General features: G+C 70.2%; 11 protein-coding genes. 9 read left to right on the forward strand and 2 right to left on the reverse strand.

All coding sequences use genetic code 11. From position 1 onward, the window contains the following. The first annotated feature begins 270 nt into the window (after positions 1-270). On the forward strand, positions 271-1731 hold the full coding sequence (locus VE326_10865; protein ID HYJ33709.1) for a T9SS type A sorting domain-containing protein: 1461 nt from the start codon (positions 271-273) through the stop codon (positions 1729-1731). A 12-nt stretch (positions 1732-1743) separates the two neighbouring features. On the opposite strand, the gene VE326_10870 is transcribed toward VE326_10865, so the two are convergent. Further along, positions 1744-3906, reverse strand: a complete 2163-nt coding sequence (locus VE326_10870; GenBank protein ID HYJ33710.1) for an aryl-sulfate sulfotransferase — start codon at positions 3904-3906, stop codon at positions 1744-1746. 344 nt (positions 3907-4250) lie between these two features. Here VE326_10870 and VE326_10875 point away from each other — a divergent pair, with 344 nt between their 5' ends. The 7 genes from VE326_10875 to VE326_10905 all read left to right on the forward strand — a co-directional run bounded on the left by VE326_10875 (position 4251) and on the right by VE326_10905 (position 14096). Continuing rightward, positions 4251-4982 carry an ice-binding family protein gene (locus VE326_10875; GenBank protein HYJ33711.1) on the forward strand — a complete coding sequence of 244 codons (732 nt, stop codon included), beginning with the start codon at positions 4251-4253 and terminating at the stop codon, positions 4980-4982. A 65-nt stretch (positions 4983-5047) separates the two neighbouring features. Further along, complete coding sequence (locus VE326_10880) at positions 5048-6274, forward strand: OmpA family protein (protein HYJ33712.1); 1227 nt, start codon at positions 5048-5050, stop codon at positions 6272-6274. A gap of 146 nt (positions 6275-6420) precedes the next feature. After that, positions 6421-8394 (forward strand): hypothetical protein, encoded by a 1974-nt coding sequence (locus VE326_10885; GenBank protein ID HYJ33713.1) that lies wholly within the window; start codon positions 6421-6423, stop codon positions 8392-8394. Between the two features lie 60 nt (positions 8395-8454). Beyond that, on the forward strand, positions 8455-9351 hold the full coding sequence (locus VE326_10890; protein ID HYJ33714.1) for a CopD family protein: 897 nt from the start codon (positions 8455-8457) through the stop codon (positions 9349-9351). 6 nt (positions 9352-9357) lie between these two features. After that, a complete protein-coding gene (locus VE326_10895) occupies positions 9358-10854 on the forward strand; it encodes an RNB domain-containing ribonuclease (protein HYJ33715.1) in 1497 nt (498 codons plus the stop codon). A 57-nt stretch (positions 10855-10911) separates the two neighbouring features. Continuing rightward, a complete protein-coding gene (locus tag VE326_10900) occupies positions 10912-11517 on the forward strand; it encodes a sigma-70 family RNA polymerase sigma factor (GenBank protein ID HYJ33716.1) in 606 nt (201 codons plus the stop codon). Continuing rightward, positions 11514-14096, forward strand: a complete 2583-nt coding sequence (locus tag VE326_10905) for a serine/threonine-protein kinase (GenBank protein HYJ33717.1) — start codon at positions 11514-11516, stop codon at positions 14094-14096. The genes VE326_10900 and VE326_10905 overlap by 4 nt, the downstream gene beginning before the upstream one ends. Before the next feature lie 27 nt (positions 14097-14123). Here VE326_10905 and VE326_10910 read toward each other — a convergent pair whose 3' ends face one another. Next, entirely contained in the window at positions 14124-15809 is a 1686-nt protein-coding gene (locus VE326_10910; GenBank protein HYJ33718.1) for a serine hydrolase domain-containing protein, read from the reverse strand. 87 nt (positions 15810-15896) lie between these two features. On the opposite strand from VE326_10910, the gene VE326_10915 reads away from it, so the two are divergent. Beyond that, on the forward strand, positions 15897-18040 hold a 2144-nt coding region (locus tag VE326_10915; protein ID HYJ33719.1), incomplete at its 3' end, for a protein kinase.

The raw sequence follows: 18040 nt of genomic DNA on the forward strand, positions 1-18040 counted from the left end.
GTTCAGGTCCGGGAAGCACACCAGCTCTCCCGCACGAACCGGCTTGTCGATCAGGATCTGCTGCGCGAGGGCGGAGGAGGCGCTGATCAGCGCGAGCGCGGCGAACGCGAGGAGGACGCGAACGGGTCGAACCATGAGGGACCTCCGCCGTGACGTGAGTGTGGTCTGGAATGCGGGATCTACGGGTGTCGAGAGCTACTTCTGTACCATGGGGCGGGACCGGAGTCAGCCCCATACTGTTCGAAGGAACGGTCCTGAAAGGGGAAGCTGGTGAAACGATCCGGATCGACTTCGGCCATCCTCGCCGCCTCGGCGGCCCTGCTCATCCTCGTTGCGCCCGCCGCCGCGCAGTACATGTATCTGGACACGAACGGCGACGGCGCCCATACCGATGGCGATGTCATCGCGCCAACGGGGACGACAACCGTCAACGTTTGGCTCCGCACGGATTCGAATCGCGACGGCACGCCGGCCACCTGCTCGTCCGCCACCGACTCGCTCGGCATCTTCTCGTACGTTTTCGTGCTGCAAGCGGTCGGGGGGACGTTCTCCTGGAATACGTTCGAGAACAACCCCCCGAACGTCACGCCGTTCATGCCCCTCTCCAGCCCGAGGGAATACGTTTCCGGATACTGTCTGGTGCCGGAAACCGGCCCGGGACTCCGACGGCTCGGCACGCTCACGCTGTCGGTGGCCAGCGGCGCGCCCTCGCTCCTCATCGTGGCCACGACGACGCTCACCAATGCCCAGTACACCTCGTTCGGAACCGGTTGCCCCATGGCGGCCGACGACCATACCGCCACGCTGGGCCGGGATTGGTTCGATACGGACGGAGCGCGCTACGGGGGGTGGGTGGGGCCGCCGACCCTGAACCAGCCCGCGGCCATGACGGTCTCGGAGAACGAGACCGCGGATCAGAGGCTGACGGTGACCGATCCGGACGGCTCGGCGGTAACGGTCTCCCGTCTGATCGGCCCGGACTATCTTTCGCTGCGCCAGGGGGCGCTCTCGCCGGAAACCTGGAGCGTGCACGTGGCGCCCGGCTTCTCCGACGCGGGCGACGCGATCGCGACGCTCCAGGCGAGCGACGGAACCGGGCGGGATTTCCGATCGTTCGCGATCCACGTGCTCAACGTGAACCGGGCGCCGGTGCTGGTGCTTCCCTCCAGCGTGTTCCTCCAGGCTGGTGAGACGAAGACGTTCCGGTTCACGGCCTCCGATCCCGACAACGAGGGGCTGACGCTCGCGACGGAGGGAGTGCCCTCGTATGCCGCGTTCGAGGGTCCCTCCTTCGGTCAGCTGGTCCTGCGGCTCATGCCGAGCGCGGAGCAGCCTCCGGAAACGACGACGGTGCGGATCACCGTGAGCGACGGGGCGCTGTCGTCCTCGGGTCAGCTGGCGATCCAGGTGGGGCCGCCGGGCTTCAATCCTGTTTCCCTGGCGGTCCGCACCGCCCCGAATCCAATGCGCCAGGACGGCGTCCTGATCTTCGGAACGCGCCGTTCCGGCTCCCTGCGCGTCACCCTTCACGATCTCCAGGGCCGGGTCGTCCGGACGCTGTACCGGTCCTCGAACGCTCCCGCGGCGGATTACCGGATCCCCATCCCCATCGAAGGCTCCGCTCGTGACGGGGGGCGACTGGCGTCCGGCCTGTACGTGGCTCGGATCGAAGGCGTGGATGGAGTGAGAACGCAGAAGGTGGTCGTGATGAAGCGCTCGGGAATCCGCTAGAAGCGGCGCTCCCTACCGGACGATCGCGACCTTCGCGGCGCTCCGCGACGACCCGTCTTCCACGCGAATGAGGTAGACGCCGGAGGCGGCCGGCCGGCCGGCCCGGTCACGCCCATCCCAGGAGATCCGCGCGGCGCCCGCGGGGGCCTCCCCGCGCCGCACCAGGCGGCCATGGATGTCGAAGACGGCGAAGGTCCGCCGCTTCCCGGAAACTACGGCCGCCCTCAGCTCCACCGGCAGCTTCCCCGGCGCCGACACGACCTTCGGCGGCGCGCCCGAATCCCGGCGCCCGTCGGTTCCCACCGCCTCGATCGACGCGGATCCCCGGAACCGCTCTCCGGTGGTCAGCGAGCCGGTCACCTCGAGCCGGTTCGTTCCCGGTGCGAGCAACGGCTCGACTTCATCGCGTGCGAAGAGCAGCACCAGGCCGTCGCGATCGGCCTGCGCGGACGTCGTGTCCGCCGGGACGGAGCCATTCAGGCGGACGCTCGGGACGATGACGTCCGCCACGGAAAAGGCGCTATCCACGGGCGCGATCCGGGCCCGGAGCGTCCCGCGCTCCGGATCCTGCCCGGTGGCAGGATCCAGCGCGAGCGTCGAGGGATCGAACGCGATCGCCGCGGGCTTGACCGGCGGCCACTCGAAGCGGAAGGAGCGGTAGGAAGCGACGCCGCTGTCGAACGACAGCCGGGAGACGATCTGTCCGCCGGGATCCACCTCGGTCAGGGTCGGTTGCGTCGCGCCCCATCCGATCAGGGTGTTGCCATTGGGAAGGCGCTGCACCGAGCCGAACGCGACCCCGAACACGTCGGGCGTGAGCCGGTACTGCCACGCCAGCGTCGCGGTTCGATTCGTCTCGTCGATCGCGTACTCCACCGCGCGCGAGAATTGCGGCACGCGGAAGTTGCCGTTGTCGAACATCGTGAGGTGCCCGTCGGGGAGCAGGCGCACGTGATGCTGGTGGGAGAACGCGATCGGCTCGTTCACGAAGCGGAACTGATTGTTCTTTCCGCCCAGCCTCCAGAGGATCTCGCCGGTAGCCCGGCTGATCTTGGTCACCTCGTTCATGTGGCGCGAGGAGAGGATGAAGTTCCCTTCCGGGTCCACGTCGATCGAGTTGCCATGCACGTAGTCCACCACCGGCGCGTCGATTCGATGGAAGATCATGTCCGTGATCTGGAAGTGGTCCCAGCTCCGCCACTGGAACACGACGTTCTTCGCCTGGTCCAGCTCCTGGATGATCAGCCCGATGACGACCGCGTTCGGGTATCCGCCGAGGGCGCTCAGGTCCATGACCTGCGGGTCCGCGCTCATCAGGACGGCGTGGCCGTTCGGGAGGAGCAGCAGGTCGTGGTTGTCGGTCGAATACCCGTTGCCGCAGCGGAAGCTGTCGACCACCGCGTACCGGGCATCCATCGCGTAGAACGCGTCGTGCGCGGAATCGAAGTAGGTGAGCCGCCCGTCGGGCTGCATCTTGAAGTCCAGGCCCACGCCGTCGATCTGCCGGTACCAGTAGGGCGTGCCGTCGTTCTCGAGGATCATCAGATACGAGGGGATCCGCGGCCCGCGGATATTGAAGAAGAGGTCGCTCACGAAGAGCCGTCCCGGCGCGGGCGCGCCCGGAACGTCGGCATGGATCGCGGGGAAATCGAACGGAAGGGACTCGGCGGGCGCGGCGCTCGACGCGTTCCCCGGAGGCGAGCCCGATGCGAGGGCGCGCGCGAGGTCTTCATCCACGTCGGCGGGCGCCGGCTGATCCCGCAGCGCTTCGCGCTCGGGCCCGGCGATCGTGAAGGAGAAGTCGCCGGGCGCGATCGGGCCGCGCGTATCGGTGGACAGCCCCGTATCGAGCCGACAGGTCACGGTCTCGGAGGCGACGAAGGGGTGGTCCGGTTGAAAGATCACGGTGCGGCGGTCGTCGCAGAGGCGAAGGGTTCCGGTGTGCGGCCCCGAAACCGAGCCCGTGACGCGGAGACACTCGCTTCCGCTCCCGGTCACGAGGCCGCCGGGGCGAACGATGAGGTTGGTCTCAGGGAGGATCATGGCGGCGCCGGGGCGCGGCGACAGGAATTCCACTGCGGGAGCTTCGCCACCCGACGCGGGGACGGCGATCAGCCACGAGGCGACGACGAGAGTCGCGAGCCTCGAAGCTCGTGCGACGAAAGACGAATCCATGAAGGGCGACCTTTCCGTGGTCCAGACAACTGCCGCCGCTGCCGCCCGTACTGCCCCGCCGGTTGAAGAAGACGCCCCGGCTTTGAAACCTCTTTCCCAAAGAGGCCTCGATGATACACCCGACAGCCCCCAAAGCCCCCTACGCGTAACTCCCCCAGCGGTAGCGTCTTAGGTCAACCCCTCGTGCGCCGGGGTACCCGCGGGCACTCTTCCTGCGTGGACTACGCCATTCTGTGGGGCGGCGGATCCGTTGCCGGCCCCTCCCGGTGAGCCGGGCCAACGGCGCTCCTCCTACCCGGAGCTTCGTTTCGAAGTCCTGGCCCGGCGGTATGAGGAGGAATCCAATGATGCGCATAGAGAGTCGGATTTCGTGGATCGCGGCGCCGGTGATCGCGCTTCTGATTGCTGGATGCTGCGACAAGGACAAGCCACTCGGAGTCCTCGAGAGCGGCGGCGGAGGTCAGGCCGCGGTTGCGCTCGGAACGACCTCGACGTTCGCTGTCCTCGCGCAGGACTCGATCGTCAGCACGGGCGCCACGGTCATCACCGGCGATATCGGCGTCAGCCCCGGCACGACGGTGACGGGCTTCCCGCCCGCCACGGCGAGCGGTACGACGCAGGCGGGCAACGCCACGTCCGCGACCGCGCTGGTCGATCTGACCACGGCGATCAACGACGTGACGGCGCGAACGACGTCGGTGCTCACGCTGCCGGCCGCCGAGCTGTCCGGCATGACGCTCTCTCCCGGGCTCTACGACACGGCCTCCCCGCTCACGCTTTCGGGCACGGTCACGCTGAACGCGCTGGGCAATCCGGACGCCGTCTTCATCATCCGCACCGCCGCCGATCTCACGACCGCCGCGGGCAGCCGCGTCGTCCTCACCGGCGGCGCCCAGGCCAAGAACGTGATCTGGCTGGTCGGCACCAACGCGACCCTCGGCTCCAATTCCGTCTTCCAGGGAACGATCCTGGCGAATCAGTCGATCACGCTCCTCTCCGGAGCGCGGCTGAACGGCCGGGCGCTATCCCGCACCGGAGCGGTGACGCTGGATGCAGCGGTCATCGTCGTGCCATGAGGTCCGGGGATCGTACGGGACGCGCGCGGACGAAGCGCCCGGCGTCCATCAGGAAAGGACACTCCATGCGAAGCACGATCATGGCGCTCGCCGCCGTGCTCCTCGTGTCCGCGACTCCCGCGTTTGCGGGAGGCGAGAAGGGCCAGCTGGAGCTCGGCATCTACGGCGGGCACATCTGGTTCGACGACTACGGGATCTTCCACCCCGAGAACAAGTTCTTCCCCGGCATCCGCCTCGGTTACTGGCTCTCGGACAAGGTGAGCCTGGAGGCCTCCGGCCAGCGGGTGAAGTCCGAGACCGACTTCGACATTCTCGGACTGGAGAACACCGACGTGACCGCGGAGGCGCTGCGGCTCAACCTGCTCTACAACCTCGGACACGGCGGCTTCCGCCCGTTCCTCACGGCCGGCGTCGGCGATGAGAAGTTTCACGCTGAAGGGCTCGGCGAATCGTGCGACTTCGGCTGGAACGCCGGCGTGGGCTTTCGCGCCTTCCTCTCGCGCTCCGTGGCGCTCCGCGCGGACGGCCGCTACGTGAGCGTGAAGGTGGGCGACGAGGTGGACGAATCGCAGCACAACACGGAGGCGATGCTCGGCTTGAGCTTCCTGTTCGGCGGCCACCACGAGCACGTCGAGGAGGTGCACACCGAGGTCGCGAATCAGCCGCCCACAGTGACCTGCGTCGTCGACCGCGCCCAGATCCTTCCCGGCGAGACCGCGAGCATCACCGTCACGGCGACCGATCCGGAAGGCGGGCCGGTCACCTACGCGTACAGCTCGCCGACCGGGCACGTGGCCGGAAACGGCGCCGTCGCGACCTTCGACTTCGCCAGCGTGGCCCCGCCCTCGACGGCGACCATCACGGTGCGCGTCACGGACGACCACGGCAACACGTCGACCTGCGACGCGACCGTCGCGCTCATGGAGCCGCAGCGGAAGGCCGAAGCGGTCTCCTGCATCGCGGGCGGCTTCCCGAACAACCTCTTCCGGATCACCAACGTGGACAAGGCATGCCTGGACGACGTGGCCCAGCGGCTGAGCGCCGATCCGCGGGCCACCGTGGTCATCATCGGGCACGCCGATTCGCACGAGCGCTCGTCCGACATCGCCCAGCGGCGCGCCGACGCGATCCGCGACTACCTGGTGAGCGAGCGGCACATCGAGGTGGCGCGCGTCACGACCCGTTCCGCCGGCAGCACGAAGATGATCGCGACCGGCAGCGACAAGGAGTCGCAGGCCCAGAACCGCCGGGTCGAGGTCTGGTTCGTTCCCGAAGGAGCGACCGGACCGTAAGCGATCCGGCATCCATGCATGACCGCATGCGGGGCGGGCCCGAACGGGTTCGCCCCGCGGCACGCCTGATGCATTACCCCACAGGGGAACTTTGATCCCGCAGGTCCGGATGGACCGGTCCGCGCGGTGAAGCACATAGGAACACGATGATTGCCCCGTTTCCGTCGCTCGTCGCGGCCCGCCGCGCGTGTCATTCGTTCCATGCCGCCCTCGTCCTGGCGCTCCTTTTGGGAGCGGCCCCGGCGCGCGCCCAGAGCTGGATCCCCGTAGGAGCCCCCGGCGGCAACGTGCGCTCGCTCGCGGCCGATCCCAGCCGCCCCGAGCGCGTCTACCTCGGGACCGCCGAGGGGATCCTCTACCGCTCCGACGACGCCGGCGCGCGGTGGACCCGCCTCGATCCTGGTTTTCCCTGCCGCGGGTGCAGCCTCGACGAGATCAAGGTGGATTCGGACGGGACGGTGTACGTGGGCTACTGGGAGGTCCACGGCGCAGGCGGCGGTGTCGCGCGCAGCACCGACGGAGGCGCGTCGTTCACCCTGCTCCCGGGCATTCAGGGGGAGTCGGTGCGCGCGCTGGCCATCGCCCCGTCGAACGAGCGCGTGATCGCGGCCGGAACCTTGACCGGCGTCTTCCTCTCCAAGAACCGCGGGCAGAGCTGGGCGCGCATTTCGCCGCCGGGACATCCCGATCTTCGGAACATCGAATCGCTGGCCTTCGATCCGGACGATCCGCGCGCGCTCCTGGCGGGCACCTGGCACCTGAGCTGGAAGACCGTCGACGCCGGCGGAGCGTGGACCGCCGCGAATGAGGGGATCATCGACGACTCGGACGTGATGACGCTCACCGTGGACCGGCGGAGCTCCCGCGCGGTGTTCGCCACGGCGTGCTCGGGGATCTATCGCTCCGCCGACGGCGGCGCCCGCTGGACCAAGCTGCCCGGCATCCCCTACTCCAGCCGGCGAACGCGCGCCTTCGCCCAGGGCGCCGACGACCCCGGCCTGCTCCTCGCCGGAACCACCGAAGGGCTCTTCGTGAGCGAGGACGGCGGCGGCACCTGGCGGCGGTCGACGCGCAAGGAGCTGGTCGTGAACGCGGTGGTGGCCCTGCCGGGGGGCGGCATCCTCCTCGGGACCGAGGGCGCCGGCGTCCTGCGCAGCGCCGACCGGGGCCAGTCGTGGGTGACCAGCAACACGGGATTCTCCGAGCGGTTCGTCTTCAAGGTGCTCTTCGACGCGGAGGGCGGCCGTGTCGCGGTCGCCGAGTGGGGCGCTCCCCATTACGGCGGCGTGTTCGTCTCCCCGACCGTGGGCGGGCCCTGGCAGCGTCTCGGCGAGGGGATGGACGGGCGCCAGGTCCTCTCCCTGGGCGTGCTCGGCCCCACGCTGCTGGCCGGCACCGACGACGGCGTCTTCGCCCGCGCGCCGGACGCGCCGGCGTGGGTGCGGCTGTCCACGAAGATCGACGGCGAGGAGGCGCACCCTCGCGTGACGGAGCTGATCGCGCGGGCGCCCGGGATGCTGCTGGCGGCGACCGCGAAGGGGCTGATCGGGAGCGGGGACGGAGGACGCACCTGGAAGCGCGCGCAGCGGATCGGCGAACGAGAGATCACCGGGCTCGCGGCTTCCCCGGAAGATCCCGATCTCGTCGTCGCCGCGACCCGGTCCGGCGTCTTCCGGAGCCACGACGGCGGAGCGACCTGGTCGCGCGTTTCCGATGCCGTCGGCGCCGAGCTTCACGCGCTGGCCTTCATGCCCACGGACGATCGCGTCCTCTTCGCGACGACCAACGGCGGGCTCTACCGCTCCCGCGATCAGGGAGCGACGTGGCGCCGGGTCGGCGGCGGACTGCCCCACTCCGACCTCACCGGCATCGCCATCGATCCCCGCGGACGGGCGGTCTACGTGAGCGACTTCACGTGGGGAGGCATCTTCCAGAGCAGGGACGGCGGCTCGACCTGGAAGCGGATGCCGACGGACGGACTGGCGTCCGACCACGTCTGGACCCTGAGCGTCGATCCGGAAACCCCGGGCCGGCTGCTCGCGGCGGCCTCGGCGGGCGGGCTGCACGTGCTCTCGCAGGGCTCGCTCGCCTCGCGCGCGGCGACCCGCGGATCCGACTAGCTCCGCGACCGGCCGCCTCCTCTGGCTTTTCCGGCCCGATTCGGCCAAACTCATCGGCGCATGAGCGCGCCCGAGCCACTCATCGAATGGCCGCAGCCGATCCTCGAGTTCCTGGGGTTCGTGGCCGCGTTCCTCGCGACCGGCGCCATCGGATTTCGCCTCTTCGTCCTGCGTCCCTGGGCCGGCGGCCGCGCAACCGCCGACGACCTGGGCGCCGTCGCGCGGACCGCCGCGGGACGCTCGGCGCTCCTCGGGCTCATCGGCGCGATTCTGGCCACCGTCCTCGATCTGCTCGACGTCTCTTCGGAAGCCGCCGAGGGACACGCGTCGTTCGGCGCCCAGCTCACGTCGAGCGCGGACACGCTGATCCAGCTGGGGCTCCTACTCCTCACGGTCGTCGGCTTCGCGCTCGCGCTCTCCCGCGTCCGTGCGGGGTGGTATGCCGCCGCGGCGGGCGTGGTCCTGGGGGTGTTCCTTCCGGCGTTCTCCGGCAAGTGGCTGCAATTGGTCAACCCCATCCACATGTTCGCCGCGGGGATGTGGATCGGAACGCTCTTCCAGCTGGTCGTCGCGGGGATTCTCGTGACGCTGCGCAGCGGGCTCTCGCCGGAGCGCCGGGGCGCCTTCGTGCGGGATCTGACGGCGCGATTCTCGCCGCTCGCGCTGACCTCGGCCGGCGTGCTCGCCACCTTCGGCGTCATCACGGCGTGGAGGCACCTCAAGACGCTCCCGGCGCTCTGGACGACGCCGTACGGCTACGCCCTGATCGTGAAGCTCTGCCTGGTTGCTGGCGTGCTGGCGCTGGGCGCCTTCAACTTCCGGCGGCAGCGCCCGCTGCTCGGCACGGAACTGGGGGCGCGATCGCTCCGCCGTTCGGCCACGGCGGAGCTCACCGTGGCGGTGCTGGTCCTGGTGGTGACGTCGATTCTGGTGAGCCTTCCGACTCCGAAGCCCTAGGAGCCCATGTCGAAAGCGCCCCCCGAAACCCAGCGTGACCTTCTTCTCCGTGTCGCGCGCCGCGCCATGCGCGAGCATGGCCTCGAGCCGGACTTCTCCCCTGAGGCCCTGGCCGAGGCGGAACGCGTTCCCGACGCGCCGGGCGGCGAGGAGGGCAAGGACCTGCGCGATCTCCCCTGGTGCTCGATCGACAACGACGACTCGCGTGACCTGGACCAGCTGACGGTGGCCGACTCCCGCTCGGACGGAACCTCGATCCTCTACGTCGCCGTGGCGAACGTGATCGGAGCGGTGCCGTCCGGCTCGGCGCTGGACGGCCACGCCCGGACCAACACCACTTCGGTCTACACGCCGCCGCGCGTCTTTCCGATGCTGCCCGAGCGTCTGAGCACGGACCTCACGTCGCTCGCTCCGGACCAGGACCGGGCGGCGATGGTGATCGAGATCCACGTGGACGCCGAGGGACGGATCGGCGACTCGGGGGTGTTCCGCGCGCTCGTCCGCAATCGCGCGAAGCTCGCCTACTCCGGCGTGGGCCCCTGGCTCGAGGGATCGGGCCCGATCCCGCCCGCCATCGGCCGCGTGCCCGGCCTGGAGGCGAATCTCCGGATGCAGGACGGCGCGGCCCAGCGGCTCCGGTCGCTGCGCCACGAGCACGGCGCCCTGGCGCTGGAGTCGATCGAGGTGCGCCCTCAGCTTGACGACGGAAGGGTGAGCGCGCTCCCGACGGAGCGCCCGAACCGCGCCAAGGAGCTGATCGAAGATCTCATGATCGCTTCGAACGAGACGATCGCGCGATTCCTCGAGTCGCGGCGCTTTCCGGTGCTCCGGCGCGTCGTGCGCACTCCCAAGCGCTGGGCGCGCATCGCGGAGATCGCCAAGGACCTCGGGGAGGCGCTTCCCGACCAGCCCGATCCCGTGGCGCTGAACCGCTTCCTGGAGAAGCGGCGCGCCGCCGATCCCGTGCGCTTCCCCGATCTCTCCCTCTCCGTGATCAAGCTGCTCGGGCGGGGGGAATATGTCGCCAGCTTCCCCGGAGAGGAGATCACGGGTCACTTCGGGCTGGCCGTGAGCGACTACACCCACTCGACGGCCCCCAACCGCCGCTACCCCGACGTCATCACGCAGCGACTGCTGCGCGCCGCGCTCGACGGAGGAACCCTTCCCTACGGACGCGACGAGCTGATCGGACTGGCCGACCACTGCACGCAGCGCGAGGACGACGTGAACAAGATCGAGCGGCTCTTGGACAAGGCGGCGGCCGCCTGCCTGCTCAGCAGCCACATCGGGCAGGAGTTCGACGGAATCGTGACCGGCGCCTCCGAGAAAGGCACCTGGGTGCGCGTGTTCGATCCGCACGTCGAAGGGCGCGTCGAGCAGGGGCAGGAAGGACTGGACGTGGGCGATCGCGTCCGGGTGCGGCTGGTCCACACCGATCCCGAGCGGGGGTTCATCGACTTCGCCCGGACCGGGCACGCCCCGGTCGGCCGGCCCCGCGGCTGAATCCCTTCAACGCGCACCTGTTCGCCACGACGGGGCACCGCTATACTGCTCGCGCCGATGGAAGCCCCGGGGGGAGATCAGGGGACTCCGTCCCCTTCTGACGTCACTCAGACCTTTCTTCGCTGGCGACAGGGAGATGCAAGCGCGCTCCATGCGCTGCTCCCGCTCGTCTACGAGGAGATGCGTCGTCTCGCGGGCGCTTACCTGAAAGACGAGAGCGCCGGCCACACGCTTCAGCCCACCGCGCTCGCCCACGAGGCCTACCTCCGCCTGCTCGATCAGCGCCACGTCTCCTGGCAGAACCGCGCCCATTTCATGGGGATCGCCGCCCAGGCGATGCGCCGCATCCTGATCGATCACGCCCGCCGCCGCGGGGCGCAGAAGCGCGGCGGCGACGCCGTGCACGTCACGCTGGAAGACAGCGACGCGGTGGCCGGGCGCGCCGAGCCGTTGGGCGTGGCGGCCGAGGACCTGAACGACGCCCTCGACCGCCTCGCCGCGCTGGACGAGCGCCAGGCGCGCGTCGTCGAGCTCCGTTTCTTCACCGGACTTTCCGTCGAGGAGACCGCCGAAGTGCTCGGCGTCTCCCCCGCCACGGTCAAGCGCGACTGGACCCTCGCGCGCGCCTGGCTCCACCGCGAGCTCAAAGGGAGGATCGCGTGACCGAACGCTGGGAGCGGGTGGGCGAGCTCTTCGAGGCGGCCCTGCGACAGCCGCGCGAGCAGCGCGCCGCGTTCCTCAAGGAAGCGTGCGCCGAGGATCGCGAGCTGGAGACCGAAATCCGTTCGCTCCTCGCGAGCCACGACGCCGCCGGCGGATTCCTGGAGCCGGAGGGAGGCGCGGTGTCGCTCCCCTTCCCCGAGGGACCCGCGCCGGGCCAGAGCATCGGATCGTGGAGAGTCGTGCGTCCGCTCGCCACCGGCGGGATGGGCGTGGTCTATCTCGTGGAGCGCGAGGACGGGCAGTTCCACCAGCGGGGCGCGCTCAAGCTCATCCGGCAGGGGCTGGCGACGCAGGAGATGGTCCAGCGCTTCCTCCGCGAGCGGCAGATCCTGGCCACCCTGGACCATCCCAACATGGCGCGCCTGCTCGACGGCGGCACGACGCCGGAGGGGCTCCCCTGGCTGGTCATGGAATACGTCGAAGGATCGCCCCTCTACGAGTGGTGCTCGGAGAAGGCGCCGACGCTGCGCGAGCGGCTGCGCCTCTTCCTGGCGCTCTGCGGCAGCGTGGAGGCGGCGCACCGCCGGCTCGTGCTCCATCGGGACATCAAGCCGGGGAACGTTCTCGTCACCGCCGAGGGAACGCCGCGGCTCCTGGACTTCGGCGTCGCCAAGATCTTCTCCGCCGAGGGAGCGCCCGTCTCGGAGCTGACGACGGCGCGCGCGCCGCTCACGCCGGAGTACGCGAGCCCCGAGCAGCTCCGCGGGGGCGACATCACGACCGCCTCCGACGTCTATTCGCTGGGCGTTCTCCTGTTCGAGCTGGCGACGGGCGCCCGCCCCTACCCTACGCGCGCCGAGGGGGCGACGCAGCTTGTCCGGACCGTTCTGGAGAAGGATCCGGTGCGGCCGAGCACCGCGGCCGCAACCCGGGTCGTCACGGCGGCGGAGCGGACGCGCAGCCTTCCCTCGCCGCCGACCGGCGGGCCGGGGGCCCTGAGCCGCGCGCTGGCGGGAGACCTCGACAACATCATCCTGAAAGCGCTCGCGAAAGAGCCCGAGCGCCGCTACGGGTCGGTGGAGGAGCTGGGCGCCGACCTGCGGCGGTATCTGGACGGGAGGCCGGTCGAGGCCCGTCCTTCCACCTGGCGGTATCGCACGTCGAAGTTCGTGCGGCGGAACCGGGTCGCCGTGGGCATGGCCACGGTCGCCGCGCTGGCGATCGTGGCGGGCGCGGCCTTATCGCTCTGGAGCGCCCGGGAAGCGCGGCGGGAGCGCGCGGTCGCGGAGCGCCGCCTGCGCGACGTGGCCGCGATGGCGAACACGGTGCTCTGGGACGTGAACGAGGGGCTCGCGTCGATGCCCGGGACCACGCCGCTCCGCGAGAAGATCGTGGATTCGGCGACGAAGTACCTGAACGGCATCGCCGCCGAGGGGGTCCAGGACACGGCGCTGATCCGCACGCTCGCCGACGGATTCGACAAGCTGGGAACCGTCCAGGGCTACGTCTGGAGCGCCAACGTCGGGCGGAGCGAGGAGGGATACCGCTCCCTGAAGAAAGCCTACGAGCTGCGCGACCGGCTGGTGCGCGCGAATCCCGTTCACGAGGAATACAAACTCGACCTGGCGTCCTCGGCGACCAAGCTCTGCAACTTCGACCGGGAGCACGGACGCGCGGTCGAGGCGACGGCGATGTCGAGCCGCGCGCTGGAGCTGATGACGGAGCTGCGACGGATGCGACCCGACGTGCGGCGCTACCGGATCAACATCCCCCGCCTCCTCCACAACGACGGCCTCACGCTGATCGAGGCGGGCAAGATCGACGAAGGGGTCGCGCAGATCCGGCGCGGCGTGGACTCGTTCGCCGCGCTCGTGGTCTGGGAGCCGAAGGAGCCGTCGCATCGCCGCACGCTGGCGCAGGCGTCCACCGGCCTGGCCGAGGCGCTCGTGCTGCAGCCCGGACGATCGGACAGCGCGCTCGCGGCGCTGGGACGCGCGCGGACGCTCCTCGACGATCTGATCCGCGAGAACCCGGAGGACGCCGACCTCCTGCGGCGCCGCGGTGCGGTCCACTACGACACCGGGCGCATCTACCTCCTGAACACGAACGATCCCGTCAGCGCGCTCGGCGAGGCCGAAGCCTGCGCCGCGGCGACGCGCGCGGCGGCGCAGAAGGACCCCGGCAACGACGACGCGGCGGTCAGCGACCTGATCGCGCGCACGTTCCTCGGGCACGTCCACGCGGCCGCGGGCCACACGGCGCTCGCCGAGGACCTGCTCGGCGGCGTCATCCCCGACCTGGTTCGTCGCGCCATGACCGACACCACCGACACCCGGTTCGTCCAGGAGCTGATCGAGGCCAAGCTGGCCATGGGACTGGTCGAGCTGGATCGGGCGGGGAAGAGCGCGGGCGCCGTCGCGGCGGCGCACCGGCAGGCGGCGCGCCAATGGCTGGTCGGGGCGCGCGACGCCCAGGAGCGGCTGGCGCAGCAGACGGGGCCGTGGTCGTTCTCGCGGGAGGAGACGGAGGCGATCGGGAAGTCGCTCGCCGCCTGCGACGCCGGCGACGCTCTCCGCTGAGGCGGGGGCGGGCTCACCCCGCGGCCGTCAGCTTCGCGTCACCCGGATCGTGCGACCCGCCCATAGATCGTAGCGCGCGGCCCGATCCGCGCTCTCGGCCCCGAAGCGCAGGGTCAGCCCATCGTCGGGCGCGGACGCGCTCCCGATCAGGCGTCCGCCCAGCCAGTCCAGCGTCAGCGCGATCGCTCCCCGCCCTCCTGAAATCCGGACCAGCGTGCGCGCACTCGCCGGCGTGGAGGGGATGGTTCCGATAACCTCCGCCCGCGCCGGCGTGCCCGCCGAGTCGGCCGTGGCCCTCCAGATACGGAAGAACTCGGGATGGCTCCCCTCCACGAGGCTTGGGCTGAAGATCGAATCCAACGAGTGCGCGCTTCCGCGAAGGAGCGAGTCGGCCACCGCCGCCGCGAGCCCGTTCAGCGTCAGCGCCCGGGCCCGCGCGGCCGAGTCGGCTCCGGTGATCCGGAAGATGCCCTCCTGCGTTCGAGCCGTCAGCCACACGGCCCCGTCCCGCACGCGCGCGCTCACCATGACGCCCGGATCCAGAGCGACGCTGCCGTTCCACCGCGCCAGCACGCCGCGGGAAACGCGCGGAAGCGGCTGCGGCAGCTCCGGCTGGGGACCGAAGAGGATGCGCGTCGCCATGATCGGCGCGATGTCGCGATAGCCGCGCCCTCCCTCGCGCGCGTTGCTCAGGAAGATGATCGTCGCGTGCTCGTCGACCATGCGGCGCATGTCGGTATTGAACCCGCCCAGGTCTCCCGCGTGCAGGATGACGGTGGTGCCGCGCTGGCTTTGCACCACCTGCCATCCACCCGCGTAGAACGACGTCGGCCCCGATGCCGGTCCCGGGGTGAAGAGCTTCCGGGTCGCTTCGGCATCGAGCACCGTTCCGGCGCGCAGCGCCTGCTCCCACTTCCAGAGATCGCCGCACGTGGAGACGACCGATCCCGATCCGACGGTCTTGGGCGCGAGGCGAACCGGATAGAGCGGCGGGTCGGCCTCGGAGCTGGAATAGGAGGGGGTGCGCGCCGTGACGGGCCAGCGGGACGGCTCGTCGATGAAGCCGGTTTCCGTCATCCCGGCCGGCTGGAACAGCTCCTGCCGGAGGTAGTCGTTGAACCCCCGCCCGGAGGCGCGTTCGATCACCACCGCGAGAAGGTCGTACCCCGGGCTCGAGTACTCGTACCGCGACCCGGGAGCAAATTCGAGCGGGTACGAAAAGGTCTCCCGAACCATGGAATCGACCGAGATCGAGTCGTACAGGTCGCCCCGGCCCAGGTAGGGGAGTCCGGACGTGTGGTGGATCAGCTGATCGACGGTGATGCCGCGCTTGTCCTCGGGGGCGTCCGGGAACCACCGGCCCAGGGAGTCGCTTAGCCGAAGCTTCCCGCGGGACTCCAGCTGGTAGGCGGCGGCCGCGGTGAATTGCTTGGAGAGCGACCCGAGGACGTAGGGCGTCCGCGTCGTCGCCGGAATGCGGCGGCCGCGATCCGCGATCCCGTACCCGCGAACGAGGATCACCTTCCCCTCGCGCTCCACCAGGAGCGTCCCCTCGAGGCCGAGGCCGGCGGCCGCCGTCATGAAACTGTCGATGCGGGCGGCCTCCGCCCCCTGGACGATCGCGCCCGGGTCGCGCTGCGAACGGGGGGAGGCCGAGGCGTCGGCGGCACACGCCAGAATCAGTGCTGAGAGGACGGCGAGCCTGGACATCATGGTGCCTCCATGGGGTGCGCGCCCGCGCGGGACGGGCACACGGCTTGGACTGTCCCCGTCGGAGTTTGGTTGCTAGACTCTTCGGCCATGCCCTTTCCCGCGGGAACCCGCCTCGGCTCGTACGAAATCCTGACGCCCCTCGGCGCCGGGGGGATGGGCGAGGTCTATCGCGCGCGCGACATCCGGCTGGGGCGCGCCGTCGCCGTGAAGGTGCTTCCCGATGCGGTGGCTTCCTCCCCGGACCGGCTCGCCCGCTTCGAGCGCGAGGCCCGAACCGTGGCGGGACTCAATCATCCGAACATCGTGACCCTCTACTCCGTCGAAGACGAGGGCGGCGTTCGGTTTCTCACGATGGAGCTCGTGGATGGGCAGACCCTGGACCGCATGGTGGCCCCCGGCGGTCTTCCCCTGGCGCGGGTGCTGGAGATCGCGATTCCCCTCACGAACGCCCTGGCCGCGGCGCACGAGCGCGGGGTGATCCACCGCGACCTGAAGCCGGGGAACGTGATGATGACGCGGGACGGATGGGTGAAGGTGCTGGACTTCGGCCTCGCCAAGACGAGCCAGGGGGACCTGGGCGAGGGCGCGACCCTCGGCGCGACCGCCGAATCGCCGATCTCGGGCCAGGGCCAGGTCCTTGGGACGATCCCGTACATGGCGCCGGAACAGGTCCGCGGCGAGGCGGTGGACGCCCGATCGGACCTCTTCTCGCTCGGCATCATTCTCTACGAGCTGGCGACCGGACGGAGGCCCTTCACCGGGCCGACGCCGGCGGACGTGAGCTCGGCGATCCTCCGCGACGTGCCGGTCCCGGTGCTTTCGCTGCGTGGCGACGTTCCCCGGGATCTCGACCGGATCATCACCCGATGCCTGGAGAAGAACGCGCGGGACCGCATCCAGACCGCGCGCGACGTGTACAACGAGCTTCGCTATGTCCAGCGCGAGGCCGAGCGTGTGCCAGGTTTCGCGGCTCCGGCAAGCGCTCCGGCGGCGCCCGCGACGCCGCCGCCGGTCCCCTCGCCTGCCACGGGGCCGCCCTCGTCCCGGCCCTTGGGGGCCCCTTCCTCCTCCGTATCGACGCCACCCCGGGACGCGCCCTCGATCGCGGTGCTTCCCTTCGTGAACCGGAGCCGCGGCGAGGAGGACGAGTATTTCTCGGACGGCCTCGCCGACGAGCTGCTCAACGTGCTGACCAAGGTGCGCGGTCTTCGCGTGGCCGCGCGCGCCTCGTCCTTCCAGTTCAAGGGGAAGAACGAGGACCTCGCCGTGATCGGCCAGAAGCTGAACGTGGCGACCCTGCTCGACGGGAGCGTGCGGAAAGCCGGCAACCGCGTGCGCATCTCCGTGCAGCTGATCCACGCCTCGGACCGCGTGCAGCTCTGGTCCGAGACCTATGACCGCTCGCTGGACGACATCTTCGCGGTGCAGGACGACATCGCGCAGTCGGTGGTGAAGGAGCTGCGCACCACGCTGCTCGGCGAGGCGCCCGACTCGAAAGCGAGCGGCCTGGCGCAGGCCGACGTGGCCGCCGCGGCCAAGGGACATGGGGACAATCCCGAGGCTCATCGGCTGTATCTCCAGGGGAAGTACCTGATCGACCGGATGAGCCAGGAGGACATTGCCAAGGCGATTGACTATCTGAAGGAAGCGCTGGCGATGGATCCCAAGCATGCGCTCGCGTGGACGGAGCTCTCGCGAGCGCAGTCGATGAGCGGCGGGTATGGATGGATCCCGGTCAACGATGCCTACCGCATGGCCCGGGAGTCGGCCCACAAGGCCCTGGAACTGGCTCCCGACCTGCCCGAGGCCTACGTGCGGCTCAGCGCCGTCCAGCGGATGTACGACTGGGATTTCCGGGCGGCGGAAGAATCGTCGCGGCGCGCGCTGCACCTCGCTCCCGGCAGTCCCGCCGCGCTCGGCGCGGCGGGTGCCCTGGCCTGGATTCTCGGACGGTTCGAGGAGGCGGAGGCGATGCATCTCCGGGCGCTCCAGCAGGATCCGCTGAGCGCCGCCTCGTACAGCTCCCTGGCGCTCCTCTATCGCAGCGCGGGCCGCCTGCCGGACGCCGAGCGCTACCTGCGCAAGGCGCTGGAGCTCTCCCCGAACCGCATCGGGGGCCGCCACGTGCTGGGCATCGTCCTGGCCGAGATGGGGCGGTTTGACGAGGCGTTGATGGAGGCCCAGGGGGAGCGCGCGGAATGGGCGCGGCTGACGGGACTCGCCTACGTGCA

Source organism: Candidatus Binatia bacterium (assembly GCA_035631035.1).
GTDB lineage: Bacteria > Eisenbacteria > RBG-16-71-46 > SZUA-252 > SZUA-252 > DASQJL01.